This window comes from Rhodococcus sp. PML026, from assembly GCF_000963615.1.
GTDB classification, from domain to species: Bacteria; Actinomycetota; Actinomycetes; order Mycobacteriales; family Mycobacteriaceae; genus Rhodococcoides; species Rhodococcoides fascians.
In genome coordinates, this window is sequence record NZ_KQ031373.1 from 80,363 (window position 1) to 101,807 (window position 21,445).

Genomic DNA, 21,445 nt, shown 5'->3' on the forward strand with positions numbered 1-21,445 from the left:
AAGAAAACGGTACTCCGGTGTTCAATTCGCAAGTGGCCGACGACCGAGGAACCGGGTTCCGATACCTGCGAGGACCACCGCTACCACTGCCGCGCCCGTGGAGAGCCACAGTTCCATGCTGGGCCACGTGGAGTGGTGGAGAGCGGATGTGAGCGGCGTGTACGCCGTCCAGCCGTAGGTGACGACCATCGGCACCGTGATCGCCACCGGTACCGCGAGGCCGATGGTCAAGGGCGTGGGGGTCGAGGGAGTGGTAGTAGCCGGCGTGCACGCCACGTACAGGTAGGCCGCAGCGGCCGGGAAGATCACCAGACTTGCCGCGTAGTGCGCGTTGTCCCACGGGGGGCGCTCGAACAGCGCGGTCGTACACACCACCGCCAGGGTCGCGAAGCCGAAGATCGGTCGACCCCAGCGCAGCCCGAGTGCCGCGCCTACTGTCACCGCAACTGCCGTGATTGCCACGAGCCCGAGCACCCAGATACCGTCCGAAACATCGATGCCCACCCCAGAGGTGGTGGTCGAGGTGAGCAACACGGCTGTCCCGGCGAGCACAAGAATGCCTCCGCGACCCGGTAGCAGAGCGGCGGCAGTGAACAGCACCGGTACGACGAGGAGGCCGAAGTACCAGCTTCCACCGAAGCCGTCTTCAGCTCGAAACAGCATCTGCACGAACAACATATTGAGCAGCAAGCCACCGATCGAGATCAGTAGTATCGCCCCGACCGTGCGGATGCTCCGTTCCGGTGGCGCATGGTCGTCGCTGCGGTCGACACGAGCTGCCGAGGCCACTGCAATTGCGACCAGTACGCACAGCACCGGAACGACCACCGGCGGGCCGATATCGGATTCGGTGAGGTAGTCGGCGTAGCGACGCGGGATACTCGGATGCTGCAAGGCCTCGACCGCGCCTGCACTGAGTAGTCCGACGAGGAACGACCCGATCGACAGTGCTTGCCGAGCTCGTACACCGTTCGCCCGTACTGCAGTGCATCCCAACAGAACTCCGCCTGCCACCACCTCGGCGAGGTCGGAGGGCATCATCAGTGCCGTCACCCCGGCGCCAATGGCCGCAGCGATGGACAGGCCGGCCAGAATACTGCGCCGACGGACGAGCATAGCCAGACCCGATGCCAGAATCACTGCTACGGCGACTCCCCCTCCGCCGCTGGAGAACACCACACCCCCGACGCTGGTGTCGCCGAAGATATCGACCCCGTCGGATTGCGAGAGCAAACCGGCCAGGAGTCCGGAAACAACGATCGCGAGCGCTGACATCCCCGAATTATGCACGGCCACCGCGGTAGGCGCGGGATGCCGCAACAATCTTCTCCAAAGTCTGTGCAAAAGCACGCAATTCGTCCTCGCCCACCGCGGCACCCACGGCGTCCGACCACGCGTGTTGAGCATCCCGCAGAGCGGCTACGGTCTCGCGCCCCTTCGGGGTGGGCTCGAGGAGCTTCGCTCGCTTGTGGTTCGGATTCTCGAGGTAGACGGCCCAGCCCCTGTCCACCAACAAGTTTGCGGTTCGTTGCACACTTTGCCGCGCCAAACCCAGACCGACGCGTCGCGCAATATCGGCCACCGAGAGCGGCTCGTCGAGAGTGGCCCCGAGAACCTGCCACCAGGCCGGCGTCAATCCTGTCGGTTCGGTGATGTCCTGTGCGGCAGCGAGGAATTCGCCGTTGAGCTCGAAGACCGGCAGGACCACCTCGGTGAGCGCATCTCCCTCCGGCGTTCGTCGGCTCATGCGCCCGTGAGCTGGTCGTAAAATCTGCGCTCCCCCGTCGTGTAGAGCCCGTACCATGCGTCGATGATGGGCTGCGGGAACACCTCCAGGCGCTCGAACACCAGCTTGGCGAACTCGATCGGTGCGGTCGCTCCCGCGGTGATGACGGTGCCGTCGGACACTGCCTTCTCCTCACGGTAATGCTCCGCTCCGCGGTATTCCGCAGCCTGAGTGAGGAATTCGGCCGCATTCGAGGTATGCGGCCGGTCGTCGAGCAGGCCGGTCCGAGCCAGCCCGTAGGTTGCCCCGCAGATTGCTGCGACCGGGGTGCCCGCTGCCACGAGTTCGGCGGCCAACTGCAACGCTGCCTCGTTGGCGGATTCCCACGTGCCGGCACCGGGCAGGATCAGCGCGTCGACGGGCGGAAGATCGGCCAACGCAACGTCGGGGGTAATCCTCAGGCCGCCCATGGTCGTCACCGCCTCCCCCGACTCCGATGCGACGAGCAACCGGTTGGCGTCGGGATTCTGCTCGCGGGCCATCGTGAGCCCGGCGATGAGGTAGCCGTACTCCCAATCGGCCATGGTGTCGGTGGCATACAGCGCAACGGTGATCATGGAACGGTCCTCACATCGATTGACAGGATGCTGTCAATGCTGCGCGCAAGACAGCAGGCTGTCAACCCTTCCACGAATCTTATAAACCAATTGGTTGACTACGCAGCTCGAGGGGCATATCTTGCCTGTATTCGAGGAGGTGGGTGACCATGGACGACCGTATCGAGCAGCTCAATCGAACCTTTGCAGCGTTGGCGGACCCCACTCGGCGTGACATGGTTGCTCGGCTTGCGGGTGCCGACGCCAACGTCAGCGAACTGGCCGAGCCGTACGACATGAGCCTGCAGGCAGTCTCCAAGCACGTGAAGGTGCTCGAAGACGCCGGGCTGGTGACGCGCAGCAAAGACGCCCAGCGCAGACCGGTGCATTTGGATGCAGAGGTGTTCGGACTGATGGCGAAGTGGATCGAGCGTTACCGCCAGGAGGCCGGGCAGCGCTACCGACGTCTCGACGACCTGCTGGATCACGTTGTAACACAAGACGACTCTCAGAAGGACGTGTCATGAACGAGCACGAAACCGAGATAGTAGCGGACGACAAAGTACCCACCATCGAGATCATCAGGCAGTTCGACGCGTCGCCCGAGCAGGTGTTCCGCGCACACGTCGACCCCGATCTGTATCGGCAGTGGGTAGGCCCACGGTCGGTGACGACGCGAATCATCGCGTGGGACGCACGAACCGGCGGCGCATGGTCGTTCGCGAACGACCGCGACGGCGAAGAGATCGCGTCGTTCTTCGGCAGCTTCCACGAGGTTCGCGCGAACGAGCGGATCGTGTGGACCTTCACCTACGAAGGCGATCCGGATTCGGTCGCCCTCGAGACCATGGCTTTCGAGGCCCGCGACGACGGCGGCACGCGATTGAGGGTGCTGAGCGTCCTGTCCGACTTCGCAACCCGAGACGGGATGCTCTCCAGCGGAATGGATGTGGGAGTCAGGGAGGGCTACGAGAAACTCGATGCACTGTTGACGGGACCGGCTGCGCAGCATGCACGGGACGCCGCCGCGTTCACGGCGTTGGTCGAATCCGTTTCCGGGGACGCGTGGTCTCGGCCCACTCCGATACCGGAGTGGAACGCGCTGGGTGTCGTCGAACACCTCGTCGGTTGGTCACGGGGTTTCCTCGGCGGTGTCGAGGGTGTCGAGCTCACCGAACTCGACGTGGCGCGCGATCCTGCCGCCGCGTGGGCGCGACACGTCGCCGACATCCAAGCCATCCTCGACGCCCCCGCAGGCCGCATCCTGAGCAATCCGCACATCGGCGACATGCCGGTCGAAGACGCGATCGACCGGTTCTATACCGCCGATGTGTGGATGCACACCTGGGACTTGGCCAAAGCCCTGGGACGCGAACCCGATCTCGGCGAAGAGCGTTGCGCCGCAGCGCTGATCGCCATGAAACCGATGGACCGCGTGCTCCGCGAGAGCGGGCAGTTCGGCCCCGCCGTCGACGTCGACGACAACGCGTCCGCCCAGGACAGGTTGATGGCCTTCATCGGACGCGACCCGTCCTGGTCACCCAAGAGTTAGGTACCCACAGCCTCGAGCTGCGGACGAATCTTGTTCAGCGAGAACTCGACCGACGCTTTCGATGGTGTATTGAATCCCACCACCGTCGCGTAGTCGACGACGGCAACTCCGCCGCCGGTCGCCGCGGGCAGGCTGGTGAATCCCGGAAGTTGTTCGAGGTCTTCGCGCGTGCCGCCGTTGGGGAGAATGACCACGAGGTCTGCGGTGAGAACGTCCAGCCGTTCGGGGCTCAGCACGATCCGGCCGTGAGAGATGTCGGGCGAGTTCACCAAATCCTGCGGGACGTCGAGTCCGATGCTGTCGAAGACTTTCGCGGCACCGTCCTCCGGGTCGGCGACGACCGCAAGCTGCTGACTGTCGAAAACGAACTGCGACAACACAGCCGACTTACCGTCGAGCGCCGGGTACTGCTGACGGATGCCATCGGTTACGGCATGCCCCTCGTCGATGATGCTCTGTGCATCGTCCTCGCGATCGAGCACCCGCCCGAGCGTCTCGATCTGCGATTCCCACGTCTCGACCTTCTCCGCCTTCGGAAATATCGTGGGCGCGACGTCGGACAAGCTCGTGTACGGCTCTATCGACGGTATCCCCGACAGCAGGATCAGGTCGGGCTGTAGCGCCGCGATCTGCTCGGTCGGCACCGAAGCCCCCATCTGATCGACGGCGGCCGGGTCGAGCATCTGGGCATCCGTACCCACTGCGGACTGCCAGGGGTAGAGCCCGCGTTCGTCGCCGTTCGATCCGGCGGAGACATACCCGACGGGTTGCACGTCGAATTCGAGCAGAGCGTCCACCCACTGCTGCCCGAACGCGACGATGCGCTGTGGCGTTCCCGTGATCTGCGTGGGTCCGGCGAGTGTGTCGACGGTGATGATGCGGGTGTCGGAGCCGGCGTCGTCAGCGGTGTTACTGCTGCACGATGCCAGCGTCAGGGCCGTGGCGACGGCAAAGGCGCACCCCAGGAAGGTCCTTGTCATCGGCAGAAATTAGCACAGCCTTGCCTTCCTGAGGTGAGCTACGTTCACATGTACTTGCGCAGCTCCATCTTCGCGATGGACATCTTGTGCACCTCGTCGGGACCGTCGGCGAGCCGCAGCGTCCGCACGTGTGCGTACATCATCGCCAGCGGGAAGTCGTTGCTGACTCCGCCGCCGCCGTGCACCTGAATGGCGCGGTCGATGATCTTCAGCGCCATCTCGGGCGCAGCGACCTTGATCGCGGCGATCTCGGTGCGTGCTTCCTTGTTTCCGACGGTGTCCATCAGGTACGCGGCCTTGAACGTGAGCAGCCGCGTCTTCTCGATCTCGATGCGCGCCTCGGCGATCCAGTCCTGGATGTTCGCACGCATGGCGACCGGCTTGCCGAAGGTCACCCGTGAAACCGCACGGCGACAAAGTAATTCGAGCGCCCGTTCCGCAACACCGATGGTCCGCATCGCGTGATGGATACGGCCGGGCCCCAGCCGAGCCTGACTGATGGCGAATCCCTCACCCGGCCCCTTCAGCACGTCCTTCGCCGGCACCCGCACGTCCTCGAAGAGAACCTCGGCGTGGCCCTCTCGGTCGACGTAGCCGAAGACGGGCAGGTTGCGCAGCACGGTGACGCCGGGCGCATCGATGGGCACGACGAGCATCGACTGCTGCCGGTGCGTTGCTGCCTCGGGATCGGTCTTGCCCATGACGATCAGAACCTTGCAGTTCTTGTGCATCGCGTTCGACGTCCACCATTTGCGCCCGTTCAGGATGAAGTCGTCGCCGTCGCGGTCCATCTTCATTGCGATGTTGGTGGCATCGGAACTGGCGACGTCGGGCTCGGTCATCGCGAAGGCCGAGCGAATCTTGCCGTCCAGCAACGGCTTCAGATACTTCTCTTTGTGCTCGTCGGTACCGAAGAGGGTGAACACCTCCATGTTGCCGGTATCGGGTGCGTTGCAGTTGCATGCCTCGGGGGCGAGCAGGCTGCGGCCCATGATCTCGGCCAGCGGAGCGTATTCGAGGTTGGTCAGGCCGGGGCCCCACTCGGGGTGCGGATGGAACAGATTCCACAGTCCACGCGAGCGCGCTTCCTTCTTCAGGTCCTCGAGAATCGGGGGATGGAAGTGCGGGTCACCGGCTTCGAGCATCTGTTGCTCGTACACCGCCTCCGCCGGATAGACGTGAGAGTCCATGAACTCCAACAAATCCGACTCGTACTTCTTCGCGCGGTCGCTGGTCTCGAAAAATGCCACGTTCAGTTCCCCTGTTGGTTGTCGAGCAAGCTGTCCTGGTAGCGGCGCATGCCGCGCAACCACCGGTCGTAATCGGCACCTTTGTTGCGGTACATGTCCAGTACGTTCTCGTGGGGCAGGATCAGGAACTGCTCCCGGTCCATCGCGTCGAGCACCACGTCGGCGACGTCGAGCGGCTCGAGCACAGCACCCGCGCTCAGTACCGCGGCAGTTGCGGCCGCTCCCAAGGCATCTCCCGATTCGCGGCCTTCGTAGAGCAGCTTGGTATTGACGCCCATCGGGCACAGGCAGCTGACGCGAATGCCCCGATTGCCGTAGGTGACGTTGAGCCATTCGGCGAATCCCACCGCGGCATGCTTGGTCGTCGCGTATGTCGCGGAACCGATCTGGGTGAGCAAGCCGGCTGCAGAGGCCGTACTGACGAAGTAGCCCTCACCCCGTTCGAGCCAACCGGGCACCAACAGCTGCGCAGCGCGGATGTGTGCGCGCACATTGACGTCGAAGGACAGGTCCCAGTCCTGTTCGCTGGCGTCGAGCCCGGGGGCACCACTGATGCCGGCGTTTGCGAAATACAGATCGACCGGACCGAACGACTCTTCGGCGACCGCGATCAGCCGCTCGATATCCCCGATGTCCGACGCGTCGGCCGCGGCAGCGACGGCTGTGCCCGGCCGGTCCCGCTCGATGGCGTCGACGACGGACCGGGCCGTGGACTCGTCCACATCGGAGACGACGACGCGGGCTCCGTGTTCGGTGAGTCTGGCGGCGATGGCTCCGCCGATTCCGCCACCACCTCCGGTGACGATGGCGACCTTGCCTGCAACCTTCATTCCCCAGGTATAGTTGAAGTCAGATTCAAGTTCAACCCTGGTTGGATGAACTGCCAGGTCAGCGCCGGTGTGTCATGCCCTCGGCCGCGTCGGATCGGTGATCCAACCCGACCACGAGCCGGGATACAACGCGGCATCGATGCCTGCCAACTCCAGTGCGAGAACCTGATGTGCAGCGGTCACGCCCGAGCCGCAGTAGACGGCGACGTCCTTTCCCTTCGGTACGAGTCCACCGAATGCGCCATCGAGTACCTCCGGGGGCAGGAAGCGCCCGTCGGAATCGACATTGTCGGTCGTCGGCCTGTTGACCGCCCCGGGGATGTGGCCGGCCACGGGATCGACTGGCTCGACCTCGCCGCGGAATCGCTCGGGTGCGCGGGCGTCGAGCAGGACGTTCTCGCGTGCGAAGTCGAGCACGTCCCCGACTTCGAGGACCCGGGCCAGCGGCGGCCGCGCCGTGAACGATCCAGCCGCCACGATCGAGGGCTCGGTGCCGACGGAATAGCCCTCGTCGACCCATCGCGCGAACCCGCCGTCGAGGACGCGCACATCCCGGTGGCCGAAGTAGCGGAGCAACCACCAGGCCCGCGCAGCCGCAGTTGCCGGCCCCGCGTCGTAGACCACCACCGCGGAATCGTCGCCGACTCCGGCTCCTCGCATCGCCGCAACGAACGTATCCGCGTCGGGCAGCGGATGGCGACCACGATCGTCTGGCGGTGCCGCCAGTTTCGTACCGAGATCGACGAATTGCGCGGTCGGGATGTGCCCCGCCTCGTAACCTGCTCTGTCGCTACCGTTTTGAAGGGTCCACCGAATGTCCAGGACCACTGGGCCGCGACCCATCTCGAACAGACCGTGCAATTCGGAAGCTGATATCAGCGGCGACTGGCTCATAATGTTTCGACGCTAACAGTCCGGGAGGGGGAATAGCTCGGACTCCGGCCAGGTTGTGCGCAGGCGTGACCGAAACTGCAACGACAACACCGCACCTGTCCACCGCCGGGCTCTTCGAGCCGTTCGAGGTCAAGTCGCTGAAGCTGCGTAACCGCTTCGCGATGGCCCCGATGACGAGGGCGTTCTCGCCCGACGGCATCCCCGGCCCGGACGTGGCGGAGTACTACCGCAAACGTGCAGCAGGCGGCACCGGCCTCATCATCACCGAGGGCACGTACATCCCCGACCCCGCCGCAGGACCGCACACCCGCGTACCGAGGATCTACGGCGACGCCAGCCTCGAAGGATGGAAGGGCGTCGTCGATGCGGTCCACGCCGAGGGCAGCGCGATCATCCCCCAGCTGTGGCACCTGGGGGTCGAGCGCGGCACCGAGCCACGCCTGTTCCCCGACGTCACCACCGTCAGCCCGTCCGGCATCGCTCTCGACGGCTCCTCCGTCGGTCGCGCCTTCACCGACGCCGACCTCGACGAACTGACCTCGCACTGGGTCCAGGCTGCCGTCAACGCGAAGAACACCGGCTTCGACGGCCTGGAACTGCACGGTGCTCACGGTTACCTCCTCGACGAATTCCTCTGGGCAACAACCAATGTGCGTGACGACGAATGCGGCGGATCTCTCGAGGCCCGGACCCGCTTCCCCGCACAGGTTGTCGCCGCGATCCGCGCCGCGGTGGGTGAGGACTTTGCCATCGTGTACCGCTTCTCGCAGTGGAAGAGCAACCACTTCGACGCTCGACTCGCAGAGAACCCGGCCGAACTCGATCGCGTCCTCACGCCGCTGGTCGACGCAGGCGTGGACGTACTGCATGCTTCGACTCGTCGGCACTGGGATCCGGCATTCCCCGAACTGGACGGAGTGGACGGCAAGCTCGGTCTGGCCGGTTGGACGCGCAAGCTCACCGGCGTTCCGACCATCACCGTCGGCTCCGTGGGCCTCGATTCGGTGTTCACCTCGGCATGGTCGGAGGACGCGGCCTCCGGTGTGACGGGATTGGACGCGCTGGCGGGCCAGTTCCAGGACGGCGAGTTCGATCTGGTGGCTGTCGGACGCGCGCTGCTCTCCGATCCGGAGTGGGTGAACAAGGTCGGCGACGGCCGCGTCGACGAGCGCATCGAATTCACGCGCGACCACATTCGGAACCTGGTCTAGCGCTTACAGCTCCACCACGTCATCTCGCACCGGCACCATCGTTTTGGGCACGCGCCTAGAACGGTGGTGCTGTGTCGTCTTCCTCGTCGTTCGGCTCCGGCTGCGGTGTCGGTGTCGGGTTGTCCGGTGGGTCGGGGTAGGCGACGATGCCGGATCGTTTGGGTTTGGTGGGTATGTACGGCCGGAGGTCGTTCCCGATGATGGGTACGGCTGTTCCGTTGGCGGGCAGGGTGATTCGGGTGGTCTTCGAGGTGGAGGTCCATAGGATGGCACCACCGGGGAGCATGACCGCTTTCCAATAGCCGGCGGTCTTGACGCTGTGGTGGTATTCGCAGAGGCATTGGAGGTTGTTGACTGTCGTCCAGCCGCCGCCGAGTGGATTGGCGTGGTCGAACGGAGCGACGTGGTCGAGTTGGCAGCGTTCCGCAGGTCGGTGGCAGCCGGGGAAACGGCAATGGCGGTCGCGTAGCCGGACTGCGGCGGTGGTGAGGGCGTCGGGCCGGTAGATCAGGGCTCGGTCGGTGAGGGGGTCGCGCCCGACGGACTTGCCGAGAGTGGGGTCGGCGGCGATGGCGGCTTCGAGCGCTGCGGCCAGGGATGCGTTACCGATATAGATGCCTGAGGAAGTGCGCTGTGCGGTGCGGCCTGCGGGGCGGATCGTCGGGTTGTCGGGGCGGACCTCCGAGGATAGGTCTAGGGCAGAGCTGTGCCGTGTGCCCCTGCCGACGGGTGTGTGAGTACAGAACAGGGCTGCAGAGGACGCCAAGGCATTCCGACGTCGTTGCCGGTGCTGGGTCTCGTCGTAGTCGGTCGGCTCAGGCGGTGAAGAGTCTGGCTTCGAATGCGATTCTGCGGCAACCGAACCCGAACCCTGGCCCGGCCCTGCGCCGGGATGCGGTCCTGGGTCCGGTAGCGACGGTGGCGGTAGCGACGGTGGCGGTACCGAAGGCGGCGGTATCGACGGTAGTGGCGCTGCTGTGTTCGTTGCAGTGCCAGTGCCAGTGCCAGTGCCAGTGCCAGTGCCAGTGCCAGTGCCAGTGCCAGTATCCGTCCGCGTTACTCGCGTATCCGGTTTCGCTGCATTCGGTTCCGCGTTGGTTTGTGTCGCGTCAGGCTCTGCCGGCTCGGGCTCTGTCGCACTCGGCTCGGCTGTGGTTTCTGCCGAGCGTTGTTCCCATTCCCCGGTTTCCGGGTTCTGCACTGCCAGTCCGAGTTTCTCTGCCAACGTCACCGCCTCGGTGAGCAGGACCTGCCAGTGACTGTTGCGCGCCAATGCCCGCGCGAGGTCGGGATCGATGGATCCGTGCCCGGCCAGGTACGCCGGGTTCGCGAGCAGTCCGATCAGCGTTGCGATGTCGACAGTGACCATCGTCAACGGCACCCGACGATCCGGCAGCTCTGCATCTTTCTTCGGGCAGTCCGCTCGTTGGCACAGGCATACCAGCCTGGGTTCTCCGTGCATCCGGGCCATGAAGGCGTCACACAGCCGATCTTGTTTGCCGCGTGGGTCTTTCGGGCAGAGTGTGTCGGCCATTTCCTCCAGGAGCTGCCATGCGGCCGCGGCTTCGGGGGCGGTCAATTCTGCTCGGATCCGCGCCAACTCCCCAGCCGGGGCGTAGGAAACATTGCGGAACCTTTTCGCGAACTCCCGCAACGCTGCTGCTTCCTCCGGCGCGACCCGCAGAAGAATGTCCCAGATCTCCTTCTCCAAAGGCCCCGGTGACGACCGTCGGGCCGCCTCGACGATCTCGTCCTCGACCGACCTCACGATGCCGTCCGAGAGGTTGTCGAGGATCCGGCACACCACCCTCACTCGCGGAAGGTCGATCTCCCCAGCCTCGAATGCCTTCTTCACCAGCGGCAGTCGAGTGTGCAGGGCGACCCCGACCGAGACATACGCCTCGGCGACCGTCGCCGAACACCCCAACGCCACCGCCATCTCGGTGCGCCCATACCGGCTGTAGTGCTTGTGCTTGGTGTCGAGAGTGATCCAGCTCCGATGGACGTCGTAGCACGCGGAAATCTTGCGAGCCGCCAGCCGATTCTCTTCCCGCGCAGCAGCGGTCAACGCATCCAACGACACCGTCGGTATCGCCATCTCTTCACCCCCCAGTGAATCGAAACAAGAACGCATGTTCGAACTGAAAGAAGAGTATCCCGACCCACCGACAAGAACGCCGGACCCGTCGAACCCCAGGTCGTCGGACCGACGCGGCGATGATCGCGTACCCGAGCCACATCCCCCGAATACTCGACAACGCCTATCCTCGGTACGTGCCCACCCTCTGCACTTCATCGACGAGTACCACGTGACCGGTTCGGCAGTGGCGTGGCTCGAGAAGTTCCAGATCCCGCTGTATCTACTGGCGTTGGCCGTCGGAGTTGTTGTCGGGTTGGCGGCACCGGCATCGGCTCCCGCATTCGAGATCGCCATCAATCCGGTGCTGATCGTCTTGCTCTACGCAACGTTCCTCGCAGTTCCGTTCTCCGCCATCGGCGATTCGCTACGCGACCGGAATTTCTTGCTGAGCGTCGTGGTGCTCAATTTCGTACTCGTCCCGATCGTCGTGTTCGCACTGACCCGGTTCGTTGCGAGTAACGAAGCGGTGCTCGTCGGGATACTTCTCGTGCTGTTGGCTCCGTGCATCGACTACGTCATCGTCTTCAGCGGATTGGCCGGGGCGGCATCGGAACGACTTCTCGCCGCTGCTCCATTACTGATGCTGCTGCAGATCGCGTTCTTGCCGCTCTACCTCTGGTTGTTCGTCGGACCCGACCTGGTGAAGATCATCGACGTCGCACCGTTCGTCGAGGCGTTCGTCCTACTGATCGCGCTGCCACTGACATCGGCTGCGGCAACGCAATGGTTGGCACGACGCACACGCCTCGGCACTCGCATCATGGACGCCATGGCAGCGGCAATGGTGCCGATCATGATGGCGACCCTCGCAGTCGTCGTCGCATCTCAGGTCGACGCAGTCCGCAGCGAGGCATCTCAGCTGATCGCAGCAGTGCCGATCTTCGTGGCGTTCCTGGTCGTCATGGCCGTCGTGGGACTCGCGACGGCTCGGGTCACCCGCCAGGACGTGCCCGCGACCCGGGCTTTGATCTTCTCCGGGGCGACCCGGAACTCGCTGGTGGTGCTGCCTCTCGCGCTCGCGCTGCCGCCGGCTCTTTCCCTCGCCGCAGTGGTCGTGGTGACGCAGACGTTGGTGGAGCTGATCGGCATGATCGCGTACGTCAGAATTGTTCCTCGCCTCGCACGGGCGACTTAGACTCCGTACATGACCGAACCCACGCCATCCGACCTGACCGCGCTACGTGCACAGGCTGCGGGCGGTGACCAGGACGCGATCGACGAATTGGTGGAGCAGGGCACCGTCGACGATCTGCGTTCACTTGCCGCAGCCGGCAACAGCGACGCCGTCGACATGCTCGTCGAACGCGCCGGAGAGCGCGAGGACCGCGACGAACTGCAGCGACTGGCAGCCGGCGGAAGCCAGGATGCCGCAGACATTCTCGAAGAACTGGACGGCTAGATCGGATCGGGACGGGTGCCCACCTGCAGGGTGAGCCGGTGCGCGGCGTCGAGCAGCATCTTTCCCAACTCCCGACGTCTGTCCTCTCGAAATCTCGTTTCCACACCGGTCAGACTCAACGCCCATGCCGGCCTGCGGCCGCGGTCGAACACCGCCGCGCCCAGTCCCCAGCTGCCTTCCACGAGCAACGCCGGGTTGACGGCGTAGCCCGAGGATCGCGTCAGCTCGATCCGGTGGCGAATGGCCGACTCCGAATGATCGGTTCCCCACTCGGGCACCAGATCGACGCCGTCCAGGTAGTCGTCCACCTCGCGGTCCGGGAGATGGGCGAGAACGGCCAAGCCTGCGGAGGCCACCCCGAGCGGTAATCGGATGCCCTCGTACAGCACATGCGACCGTAGCGGGAAGCTGCCCTCCACCCGAAGCAGACACACCGTCTCACCACCTCGACGCGCGGACAGGAACGCGCTCTCACCACTCCGCATTGCCAAGTCCTGCACGATATCTCGGGCCTGATCGGTGACGTCGTAGCGCAACGCGGCCATGGAGCCGAGGAGGTAGATTTCCGGTCCCAGTGCCCACCGTCCGGTCGCCGTATCGCGGTCGACGAATCCCTCGTCGGCCAGTTCCGTCAACAACCGATGCGCCGTCGGGCGCGCAACTCCAGCGGACCTCGCCAACTCGGTGGTCGAGGTACCGGTCGCCTCCGCCGCACTGGCGGCACGCAGCAGAGCACACACTTTGGCGATGACGCCTGCGTTGGCATCGAGCACAGTCACCGCACCACTGTACGTCCACTGAGTGAACGCTGACGCACTTCATGTTCGACATTCGAGCAGAATTTCCTAAAACAGCCGCGATGCGCGCTGGTCGAGTTCACTGGACCCATCGTTTGCTCAACGAACACATCAGGAGTTCACGTGACAGGAAAGACCTACGACTCCGCAGCCGACGCGGTGGCGGACATCGGTAGAGGAGCGACCATCGCGGTCGGCGGCTTCGGCCTGTGCGGCATCCCCGATGCCCTCATCGAGGCCATCGCCGACACCGACGCGGACGAATTGGAGGTGTTCTCCAACAACTGCGGCGTCGACGGCTACGGATTGGGAATTCTGTTGGCAGCCGGACGTATTCGCCGCGTCACTGCGTCGTACGTCGGCGAGAACAAAGAGTTCGCCCGGCAGTACCTCGCCGGCGAACTCGAAGTGGAACTGACACCGCAGGGCACGCTCGCCGAACGTCTCCGCGCCGGCGGCACCGGCATTCCCGCTTTCTTCACCCCCGCCGGGGTCGGCAGCCCCATCGCCGACGGCGGAATGCCGTGGCGCTACAACGCCGACGGTTCCGTCTCGATCGAGTCACCGCCCAAGGAAACACGGGTGTTCGGCAACAAACGCTACGTGCTCGAGGAGGCGATCAACGCCGACTTCGCTCTGGTGCATGCCGAGATCGGCGACACCGCAGGCAATCTCGTGTTCGACAAGACAGCGATGAACTTCAATCCGCTGGCAGCGATGGCGGGCAGGATCACCATCGCTCAGGTGGAGAAGCTCGTCGAGCCCGGCGAAATCGACCCGGCCCAGGTGCATCTTCCCGGAGTGTTCGTCCAACGTGTCGTACATACCGGTCCACAGGACAAGCGCATCGAAAAGCGCACCGTCAGTTCAGGAGTTCGAGCATGACCGCAGGATGGACCCGAGACCGGATGGCCGAGCGTGCAGCGGCCGAGATGGTCGACGGCGAATACGTCAACCTCGGCATCGGCTTGCCGACGCTGATCCCGGGCTACCTCACCGACAAGGTGAACGTCACTCTGCATTCGGAGAACGGCATCCTCGGCACCGGCCCCTACCCCACCGAGGACGAGGTCGACGCCAACCTCATCAATGCCGGAAAGGAGACCGTCACCGTCAATCCCGGTGCGTCGTACTTCGATTCGTCGCTGAGCTTCGGCATGATCCGAGGCGGCCACATCGACACAGCCGTTCTCGGCGGCATGCAGGTCTCCCGTAACGGCGACCTCGCCAACTGGATGGTCCCCGGCAAGATGGTCAAGGGCATGGGCGGCGCGATGGACCTGGTGCACGGGGCTCGACGCGTCATCGTGGTCATGGAACACACCGACCGCGACGGCAATCCGAAGATCCTCGACGCGTGCACCCTGCCGCTGACCGGCCAGGGCGTCGTCGACCGCATCATCACCAACCTGGCCGTCATCGACGTCGTCGGCGACGGCACGCTCGAGCTCGTGGAACTGGCACCGGGCGTGACCACCGAACAGGTCATCGCCGCCACCGGATCAACCCTGAAGCACTGAAGCACCGACAGCCGTTCGAACAACACTGTGGGCCCGAACGTCCGAAGACGTTCGGGCCCACAGTGTTACGTTCTAGTCCGGGATCATGTCGAACGTGTCCGGATTCGGACCGTTCCGGCCTTCCTCGCCCTTGTCGAGTGCAGTGATCGCATCGACGTCGGCCGAGCTCAGCTCGAAGTCGAAGATGTCGAAGTTGGCCTTCACGCGCTCCGGTGTCACCGACTTCGGGAAGATGATGTTGCCCCGCTGAATATGCCAGCGCAGCACCACCTGTGCGACGGATTTGCCTGTGGCGTCGGCGATTCGCTTCAGTTCCGCGTCGTCGAGAACGTTGCCCTGAGCGATCGGCGACCACGCCTCGGTAGGGATGGCATGTTCGCGGCCGTAGGCCCACACGTCGTGGTTGACGAAGTACGGGTGCACCTCGATCTGGTTCACCGCGGGGACCGTCTCGGTCTCTTCGGCGAGGCGATCGAGGTGAGCGGGCTGAAAGTTCGAGACGCCGATGTTGCGGGCCCGGCCGTCGGCGGCGAACTCCTCCAACGTCTTCCACGTGGAGACGAAGTCGCCGTCGTACCGGGTGGGCAGCGGCCAGTGGATGAGGAAGAGATCGACGTAGTCGGTCCCGAGGTCGCTGAGCGTCTTGTCGAACGCCGAGCGCGCGTCGTCGGGCCGATGGAAACCGTTGTTGAGCTTGCTGGTGACGAACACCGATTCGCGGTCGATGCCGGAGTTGCGAATGCCCTCGCCGACCTGCTTCTCGTTGCCGTACATCTGCGCGGTGTCGATGTGTCGGTAGCCGATCTCGAGCGCCGTTTCGACGGCCTTCGCGGTCTCGTCGGCGTCGATCTGAAAGACGCCGAAACCGAGCTGGGGAATCTGCTTGCCGTTTCTGAGCGTGACGTTGGGTACCTGAGTCATATCGCCGGGGTGCCCGCCCACTGTGGCCTTCAAACCGGGTGGAACAATGCCATCGTGATAGTGCAGCGCATCCGGCGCGTCGTAGACGGAGTTGCCGAGAAATTCGGTCGGTCCACCTCTGCTCTGACAGCTCCCGAGCGCAGTTTCGATCCGGGGCACCCATGGTTCCTGACCGCGCCCGAGCGAGGCAACGACGACACCCGAATTTCGGCCTGGACCGAGGGCAATCGCGTCGAGAACCTCGTGCACGGCAAGACGTACTTCGCGGCACTCGCACGGGCCCTCGAGCAGACCGAGCGCGACGATCTGGTGCTCTTCACCGATTGGCGCGGGGACCCGGAGCAGCTGCTCACCGACGACGGCGTGACCGTCGAGGATGCGCTGGCCGCCGTCGCGCACCGCGGTGGCGTCGTCAAGGGCATGGTGTGGCGCTCCCACATGGAAACCCTCGGTTTCACCGGTCCGAAGAACCGCAAGCTCGCGCTGCGGCTGGAGGAGGCGGGCGGCGAGGTCATTCTGGACCAGCGCGTGCTGGTCACCGGAAGCCACCATCAGAAGTTCGTGGTCGTGCGGTACGGCAGGAAAGATCTGCCCGACGTCGCTTTCGTGGGCGGTATCGATCTGGCCCGTGCTCGACGCGACGACGCCGATCACTTCGGTGATCCCGTCTCGCGCCCCTTCCCGCCCGAGTACGGCGAGATTCCGGCGTGGCACGACGTGCAGGTGCAGATCGAGGGGCCCGCAGTCCGGGATGTGGAGGACGTCTTCCGCGAACGGTGGGAAGATCCCGCGGCGCTCTCGCGTCTACCGTGGCACGCCATTCCCGATTTCCTGCGCGGAGTCACGCGTGAACCGTCGGAGTTGCCACCCGCTGCCGCCGCCCCGGAGCCGCAGGGCACGTGCTCGGTTCAGCTGCTGCGTACCTACCCGCGTCGACGACCCGCCTACCCGTTCGCGACGAGAGGCGAGCGCAGCGCGGCCCGCGCATACGCCAAAGCCCTGGACCGTGCCACCGAGCTGATCTACATTGAGGACCAATATCTGTGGTCCGTCGACGTCGCGCGCGTGTTCGCCGCGGCACTGCGCCGCAAGCCGAACCTGCGGCTGGTGGTGGTGGTGCCCAAGCACCTCGACGACGACAGCAACTTGACCATTCCCTCTGCGCTGCTGGGACACTCGGCGGCGCTCGGGGTCATCCGCGCAGCCGGCGGTGACCGCGTACTGGTACTCGACATCGAAAACGACCGTGGCATACCGGTATACGTGCACTCGAAGGTCTGCATCATCGACGACGTGTGGGCGGCAGTGGGGTCGGACAACTTCAATCGCCGTTCATGGACCCATGATTCGGAGCTGACCGCAGCCATCGTCGACGAGCAGCGCGACGATCGGGCACCGCTCGACCCAGCGGGCCTCGGCGACGGTGCCAGAACCCACGCGCGCAACCTGAGACTCGAACTGATCCGCGAACACCTCGGGCGGACCGACGGCGACGACGCCGACCTCGTCGACCCGCAGCAGTTCTTCGACGTGATCTCGGCGAGCGCGACGGCCCTGGACAACTGGCACCGCAACCCGTCCGCGAAACCCCGGCCCGTCGGCCGTCTGCGAATGCACGAGATCACGGTGCCGCCCGTCTGGCAGCAGCGACTCGCCGCACTCGCCTATCGGTTGTTCGTCGACCCTGACGGACGCCCCATCGGGATGCGCCTGCGTCGTCGATTCTGAGTCGACGTTTTCGAGTTGTAGCTGTTTCGGACCTGACATATCGGGCATTCGCTCACGATGTCCACCTCCTCTCGCGCACCGAGCGCGCTCGTCTTTGCGCCGTCCCCACTACTGACGGTGACCCTCGACGCTGCCCCCAACGGCAGTACCGAACTGCACGTGCACGCGGGCGGTCAGGGTCACTGGATCGCCAGGATGGCGTCGGTGCTGGGTCTCGATGTCACACTCGCCGGGGTGTTCGGCGGCGAGATCGGTGCCGTACTGCGCGGCATCGTCGAGAGTGAGGGCATATCCGTCGTCTCCGTCGACATCGGCCAGGAAAGCGGCTCCTACGTGCACGATCGCCGCAGCGGAGAGCGCGAGGTACTGGCCACGGTCGATCCGCCGCCGCTGGCCAGGCACGCGCTCGACGACCTGTTCGGCGCGGCACTGGCCACCGGTGCCCGCAGCGACGTGGCAATTCTCGGCGGTCCGCACGCCGACAACATCGTGCCTGCGGAGGTGTACGAGCGGCTGTGTGCCGACCTGCGCGCACTCGAGGTCCCGGTGGTCGCCGACCTGTCGGGCCCCACCATGCTGGCCGCCCTCGCCGGCGGCCTCACGGTGCTCAAGGTCAGCCACGAGGACCTCATTGCCGACGGCGGAGCCGAGTCCGAGGACCCGAAGCACCTGATCGACGCGATGAAAAAGATGCACGACGACGGTGCCGAGGTGGTCGTGATCTCCCGAGCGGGAGACCCCGCCCTGGCGTTGGTCGAAGGAGACGTGCTGGAGATCGTCACCCCGGGTCTACAGATGGTCGACCACCACGGCGCAGGCGATTCGATGAGCGCCGGCATCGCCGCCGGAATCGCTCAGGGACTGTCGATGCCGGAGGCGCTCCGCCTTGGCGGCGGCGCGGGCACTGCCAACGTCACCCGCCGCGGCCTCGGTAGCGGCCGGAAAGACCTGGTTCTCGGACTCACCGAATCGGTCGACGTGCGTCCGTACGGCAAGGCGGGCAAGAAATGAGGGCGCTGATCACCAACGACGACGGTGTGGACAGCGCAGGCATCGCGCTGCTGGCGCGGGTCGCGCTCGACGCCGGCCTCGACGTCGTGGTGGCCGCTCCCCATGAAGAACGCAGCGGTGCCAGTGCATCGTTGACGGGGATGGGCGTCGACGATCACCTCGGTATCGGGCGAACCGAGATCGAGGGGTTGCGCGGTGTCGAAGTGTATGCGGTACAGGCCTCACCGGCCCTCATCGCGTTCGTCGCCACTCGAGGTGCGTTCGGCGATCCACCCGACGTCGTCCTCTCCGGCATCAATCACGGCCCCAATACCGGTGCAGCCGTACTGCATTCGGGCACGGTGGGCGCGGCGCTGACCGCATTGACGCACGGGGTTCCCGCCATGGCGCTGTCGTCGCTCGCCACCCGGCCGTCGCACTGGGACACCGCCGAACACGTCGCGCATCTGGCGGTGACATGGATGATCTCGCATCTGACCGTCGATGCGGTCGTCAACGTCAACATTCCCGACGTTGCACGGTCGGATTTCGCCGGGATCGTTCCGGCCTCGCTGGCCCGATACGGCGCGGTGCAGGCCGAAATAGGCGATCGCGGAGAAGATTTCGTCACCGTCCGGTTCGACGAAATCCACGCCGAGGACGACGACTCCGACGCCTCCCTACTGGCCCGGAACTGGGCGACCGTCACCGCGCTGCGTCCCCCGAGCGAGGTGGACAGTATCGATCTGTCGACGCTGCGTGAGTGAGCTCGGTGCGGTGGACCCGAATGTGTCGGTGCCCTCGGGCACACTGGGAACCATCACCGCACATGCCACGGACCTAGGGGGTCACCGCACATGACGAAAGATACCGATTCCGGATCGTTCCGCAGGCTCCACTCGCATGGCGTAGTTCCACCGTTTCTGCTCGAGCGTCTGCAGGGAGCCGGTGCCCGCGCGACTCTGCTGGCCGACCGCGAGATGCGGGCGGGCCGAGAGGTCGTCCAGGCACGTACCGCCATCGCACCGCGGACCGGCGGCACCCTCGAACGCACCATCTCCGATGCGAAAGCGACCCGCGACCTCCCGGGTCAGCAGGTTCGCGCCGAGGGTGAGGATCCCACCGGTGATGCTGCGACCGACGAGGCATACGACGGTCTCGGTGCCACGTATCTGTTCTTCGACGAGGTGTACGGCTACTCGAGTCTCGACGGCAGCGGCCTGCCCCTCGATGCGACGGTGCATTACGGCCGGGACTACGACAACGCGTTCTGGGACGGCTCTCGCATGGTGTTCGGCGACGGCGACGGCGAAGTGTTCGCCCGCTTCACCGTTTCTCTGGGCGTCATCGCGCACGAGCTCGCGCACGGGTTCACGCAGTACACCACCCCGCTCGAATACAAGGACCAGGCCGGCGCACTGAACGAGTCCATCTCCGACGTGTTCGGTGCACTCGTGGAGCAGTACACCGCGAAGCAGAACGCCGAGGACGCGTCGTGGTTGATCGGCGAAGGTCTGTTCCTGCCCGCGGTGCAGGGCAAGGCGCTGCGCTCGCTTCTCGAGCCCGGCACCGCGTACGACGACGATGTACTCGGCAAGGACCCACAGCCGGCGAGCATGGACGACTTCGTCGTCACCACCGAGGACGACGGCGGTGTGCACATTAACTCGGGCATTCCCAACCGCGCGTTCGCCGTCGCCGCAACCACGTTGGGTGGCCCGGCGTGGGATCGCGTCGGGCAGGTCTGGTTCGACACCATGACTGTCGGGGGTCTGGCACCGACGGTCGACTTCGCGGGTTTCTCCGCGGCGACGCTGCTCGCAGCGCAGAAGCGATTCGGTACCGATTCCGACGTCGCCCGGGCCGTGGCCACCGGTTGGTCTACCGTGGGAGTTCAGTCAACACGGGAGCCGAGCGACGATCGGGTGTGATCGAGGGGCATGAGCCTGCGCATCGAGGTACTGCGAACCGGTGGGATCGCCGGGATGTCCAAACGCGGAGTGGTCGAGACCGACGAGCCGGAATGGCAGTCGCTGGTCGAGGCTGCGCGCCCGTACCTCGCTGAGCCGCCCCCACCCGAGCCCGCCGAGTCGCAGGCCCGCGACCTCTTCGTGTGGAACGTGTCTGTGGGCGAGCAGTCGTGCCGGGTCGGCGATTCGGCCCTGACCGGGCCGCTACGCGACCTCGCGGAGCGCACACTCCGCGAGGGTCGCGTCAGGTAGTTCAGCAGCTCGGCTCAAGCTTTCCATTCCGCGGAGCGTTCCGGGGACGCCTCGGCCAACGCCTTCACCGTGTCGTCGACGCCGAAGTCCTTGCCGTACACCGGGGTTCCCGGCTGCTGACGCCAGGACTCGGCGAGCGAACCGGCATCGACCGGGTCGAAGCCGAGCTCGTCGATCACCGAGAACACCAGCTTCTTCGACTCTGCGTCGTCCCCGGCGATCGGCAGTGCGATGCGCTTGTCGGTCCCGGCAGGAACACCATTCTTCAGCAGGTGCTTCCAGTAGATTCCGTTGAACGCCTTGATCACCGGCTCACCGAGCTGCTGCGACACCCATACGCTCTCGGGTGTGCCGCCTTCGATGTCTTCGATCAGACCGTCGCGCTGCTGCGGGTAGTAGTTGTTCGTTTCGATGATCGGTGCTCCGGGCTTGCGCGCGCCGGCGATGTCGGCGGCGAGGTCGGGCACGTTCTTCTGCGGGATGCTAAGGATGACCAGGTCGGCATCCTGCGCCGCGTCCGCTGCCCACACCGCCGTCGCTCCGGTTTCCGACGCCAGCTCCGCCAGAGTCTCCGGGTCGCGTGAGTTCGAGAATCGAACCTCATGACCGAGCGCCGTCAAGCGACGCACGAGCGTTCCACCGATGAATCCACTTCCGATGATGCCAATTTTCATGTCCGGAACAAACGA

At 65.1% G+C, this 21,445-nt stretch carries 23 protein-coding genes; 12 read left to right on the plus strand and 11 right to left on the minus strand.

The window, feature by feature from the left end; all coding sequences use genetic code 11:
- Positions 1-21: 21 nt before the first annotated feature.
- Genes VF34_RS10950 through VF34_RS10960 form a run of 3 tightly spaced genes read right to left on the minus strand, consistent with a single transcriptional unit; the run spans position 22 to position 2,343 of the window.
- On the minus strand, positions 22-1,275 hold the full coding sequence (locus VF34_RS10950) for a hypothetical protein (protein WP_045841416.1): 1,254 nt from the start codon (positions 1,273-1,275) through the stop codon (positions 22-24).
- Between the two features lie 7 nt (positions 1,276-1,282).
- Positions 1,283-1,747, minus strand: coding sequence for a MarR family winged helix-turn-helix transcriptional regulator (locus tag VF34_RS10955; protein ID WP_045841417.1), 465 nt, complete (start codon positions 1,745-1,747; stop codon positions 1,283-1,285).
- Positions 1,744-2,343, minus strand: coding sequence for a DJ-1/PfpI family protein (locus VF34_RS10960; RefSeq protein WP_045841418.1), 600 nt, complete (start codon positions 2,341-2,343; stop codon positions 1,744-1,746). The genes VF34_RS10955 and VF34_RS10960 overlap by 4 nt, the downstream gene beginning before the upstream one ends.
- 149 nt (positions 2,344-2,492) lie before the next feature.
- Between VF34_RS10960 and VF34_RS10965 the strand changes: the two genes are divergently transcribed.
- Both VF34_RS10965 and VF34_RS25750 read left to right on the plus strand, forming a co-directional pair.
- Entirely contained in the window at positions 2,493-2,849 is a 357-nt protein-coding gene (locus tag VF34_RS10965; protein WP_045841419.1) for an ArsR/SmtB family transcription factor, read from the plus strand.
- The gene (locus VF34_RS25750) at positions 2,846-3,874 is read left to right on the plus strand and encodes a TIGR03086 family metal-binding protein (RefSeq protein WP_082079182.1); all 1,029 of its coding nucleotides are present in this window, start codon (positions 2,846-2,848) and stop codon (positions 3,872-3,874) included. The genes VF34_RS10965 and VF34_RS25750 overlap by 4 nt, the downstream gene beginning before the upstream one ends.
- Here the strand turns inward: VF34_RS25750 and VF34_RS10980 are convergent.
- The 4 genes from VF34_RS10980 to VF34_RS10995 all read right to left on the minus strand — a co-directional run bounded on the left by VF34_RS10980 (position 3,871) and on the right by VF34_RS10995 (position 7,828).
- Positions 3,871-4,854, minus strand: a complete 984-nt coding sequence (locus tag VF34_RS10980) for an ABC transporter substrate-binding protein (protein WP_231578213.1) — start codon at positions 4,852-4,854, stop codon at positions 3,871-3,873. The two genes, VF34_RS25750 and VF34_RS10980, sit on opposite strands and share 4 nt — an antisense overlap.
- Positions 4,855-4,898: 44 nt before the next feature.
- A complete protein-coding gene (locus VF34_RS10985) occupies positions 4,899-6,044 on the minus strand; it encodes an acyl-CoA dehydrogenase family protein (RefSeq protein ID WP_239536539.1) in 1,146 nt (381 codons plus the stop codon).
- Positions 6,045-6,106: 62 nt separating this feature from the next.
- On the minus strand, positions 6,107-6,934 hold the full coding sequence (locus VF34_RS10990) for an SDR family oxidoreductase (RefSeq protein WP_027494413.1): 828 nt from the start codon (positions 6,932-6,934) through the stop codon (positions 6,107-6,109).
- Positions 6,935-7,006: 72 nt separating this feature from the next.
- On the minus strand, positions 7,007-7,828 hold the full coding sequence (locus VF34_RS10995) for a sulfurtransferase (RefSeq protein ID WP_045841420.1): 822 nt from the start codon (positions 7,826-7,828) through the stop codon (positions 7,007-7,009).
- 65 nt (positions 7,829-7,893) lie between these two features.
- Here VF34_RS10995 and VF34_RS11000 point away from each other — a divergent pair, with 65 nt between their 5' ends.
- Positions 7,894-9,039 (plus strand): NADH:flavin oxidoreductase, encoded by a 1,146-nt coding sequence (locus VF34_RS11000; protein WP_045841421.1) that lies wholly within the window; start codon positions 7,894-7,896, stop codon positions 9,037-9,039.
- Between the two features lie 55 nt (positions 9,040-9,094).
- Here VF34_RS11000 and VF34_RS24320 read toward each other — a convergent pair whose 3' ends face one another.
- Complete coding sequence (locus VF34_RS24320; RefSeq protein WP_052718661.1) at positions 9,095-11,137, minus strand: HNH endonuclease signature motif containing protein; 2,043 nt, start codon at positions 11,135-11,137, stop codon at positions 9,095-9,097.
- A 211-nt stretch (positions 11,138-11,348) separates the two neighbouring features.
- Between VF34_RS24320 and VF34_RS11015 the strand changes: the two genes are divergently transcribed.
- Together VF34_RS11015 and VF34_RS11020 are read left to right on the plus strand one after the other, a co-directional pair.
- Entirely contained in the window at positions 11,349-12,314 is a 966-nt protein-coding gene (locus VF34_RS11015; RefSeq protein ID WP_231578214.1) for an arsenic resistance protein, read from the plus strand.
- A gap of 9 nt (positions 12,315-12,323) precedes the next feature.
- Positions 12,324-12,578, plus strand: a complete 255-nt coding sequence (locus VF34_RS11020; RefSeq protein ID WP_045841422.1) for a hypothetical protein — start codon at positions 12,324-12,326, stop codon at positions 12,576-12,578.
- Here the strand turns inward: VF34_RS11020 and VF34_RS11025 are convergent.
- Positions 12,575-13,357, minus strand: a complete 783-nt coding sequence (locus VF34_RS11025) for an IclR family transcriptional regulator (RefSeq protein ID WP_230072931.1) — start codon at positions 13,355-13,357, stop codon at positions 12,575-12,577. The genes VF34_RS11020 and VF34_RS11025 overlap by 4 nt on opposite strands.
- A gap of 141 nt (positions 13,358-13,498) precedes the next feature.
- Between VF34_RS11025 and VF34_RS11030 the strand changes: the two genes are divergently transcribed.
- Together VF34_RS11030 and VF34_RS11035 are read left to right on the plus strand one after the other, a co-directional pair.
- Positions 13,499-14,260, plus strand: a complete 762-nt coding sequence (locus VF34_RS11030; RefSeq protein ID WP_027494423.1) for a CoA transferase subunit A — start codon at positions 13,499-13,501, stop codon at positions 14,258-14,260.
- Entirely contained in the window at positions 14,257-14,895 is a 639-nt protein-coding gene (locus VF34_RS11035; protein ID WP_027494424.1) for a 3-oxoacid CoA-transferase subunit B, read from the plus strand. Before VF34_RS11030 ends, VF34_RS11035 begins: the two co-directional genes overlap by 4 nt.
- A 72-nt stretch (positions 14,896-14,967) precedes the next feature.
- Here VF34_RS11035 and VF34_RS11040 read toward each other — a convergent pair whose 3' ends face one another.
- Entirely contained in the window at positions 14,968-15,816 is an 849-nt protein-coding gene (locus tag VF34_RS11040) for an aldo/keto reductase (RefSeq protein ID WP_027494425.1), read from the minus strand.
- A 54-nt stretch (positions 15,817-15,870) separates the two neighbouring features.
- On the opposite strand from VF34_RS11040, the gene VF34_RS11045 reads away from it, so the two are divergent.
- From VF34_RS11045 to VF34_RS11065, 5 genes are all read left to right on the plus strand, one after another.
- Positions 15,871-17,544, plus strand: coding sequence for a phospholipase D family protein (locus tag VF34_RS11045; protein WP_045841647.1), 1,674 nt, complete (start codon positions 15,871-15,873; stop codon positions 17,542-17,544).
- A gap of 57 nt (positions 17,545-17,601) precedes the next feature.
- On the plus strand, positions 17,602-18,555 hold the full coding sequence (locus VF34_RS11050; protein ID WP_045841424.1) for a 1-phosphofructokinase family hexose kinase: 954 nt from the start codon (positions 17,602-17,604) through the stop codon (positions 18,553-18,555).
- Positions 18,552-19,301 (plus strand): 5'/3'-nucleotidase SurE, encoded by a 750-nt coding sequence (gene surE, locus VF34_RS11055; protein WP_032369346.1) that lies wholly within the window; start codon positions 18,552-18,554, stop codon positions 19,299-19,301. The genes VF34_RS11050 and surE overlap by 4 nt, the downstream gene beginning before the upstream one ends.
- Positions 19,302-19,391: 90 nt before the next feature.
- Positions 19,392-20,465: a M4 family metallopeptidase gene (locus VF34_RS11060; RefSeq protein WP_032364515.1), complete on the plus strand. Its 1,074-nt coding sequence runs from the start codon at positions 19,392-19,394 to the stop codon at positions 20,463-20,465.
- Between the two features lie 9 nt (positions 20,466-20,474).
- A complete protein-coding gene (locus VF34_RS11065) occupies positions 20,475-20,756 on the plus strand; it encodes a protealysin inhibitor emfourin (RefSeq protein WP_052053277.1) in 282 nt (93 codons plus the stop codon).
- A 14-nt stretch (positions 20,757-20,770) separates the two neighbouring features.
- Here VF34_RS11065 and VF34_RS11070 read toward each other — a convergent pair whose 3' ends face one another.
- Positions 20,771-21,430, minus strand: coding sequence for an NADPH-dependent F420 reductase (locus VF34_RS11070; protein WP_032391319.1), 660 nt, complete (start codon positions 21,428-21,430; stop codon positions 20,771-20,773).
- Between the last annotated feature and the right edge of the window lie 15 nt (positions 21,431-21,445).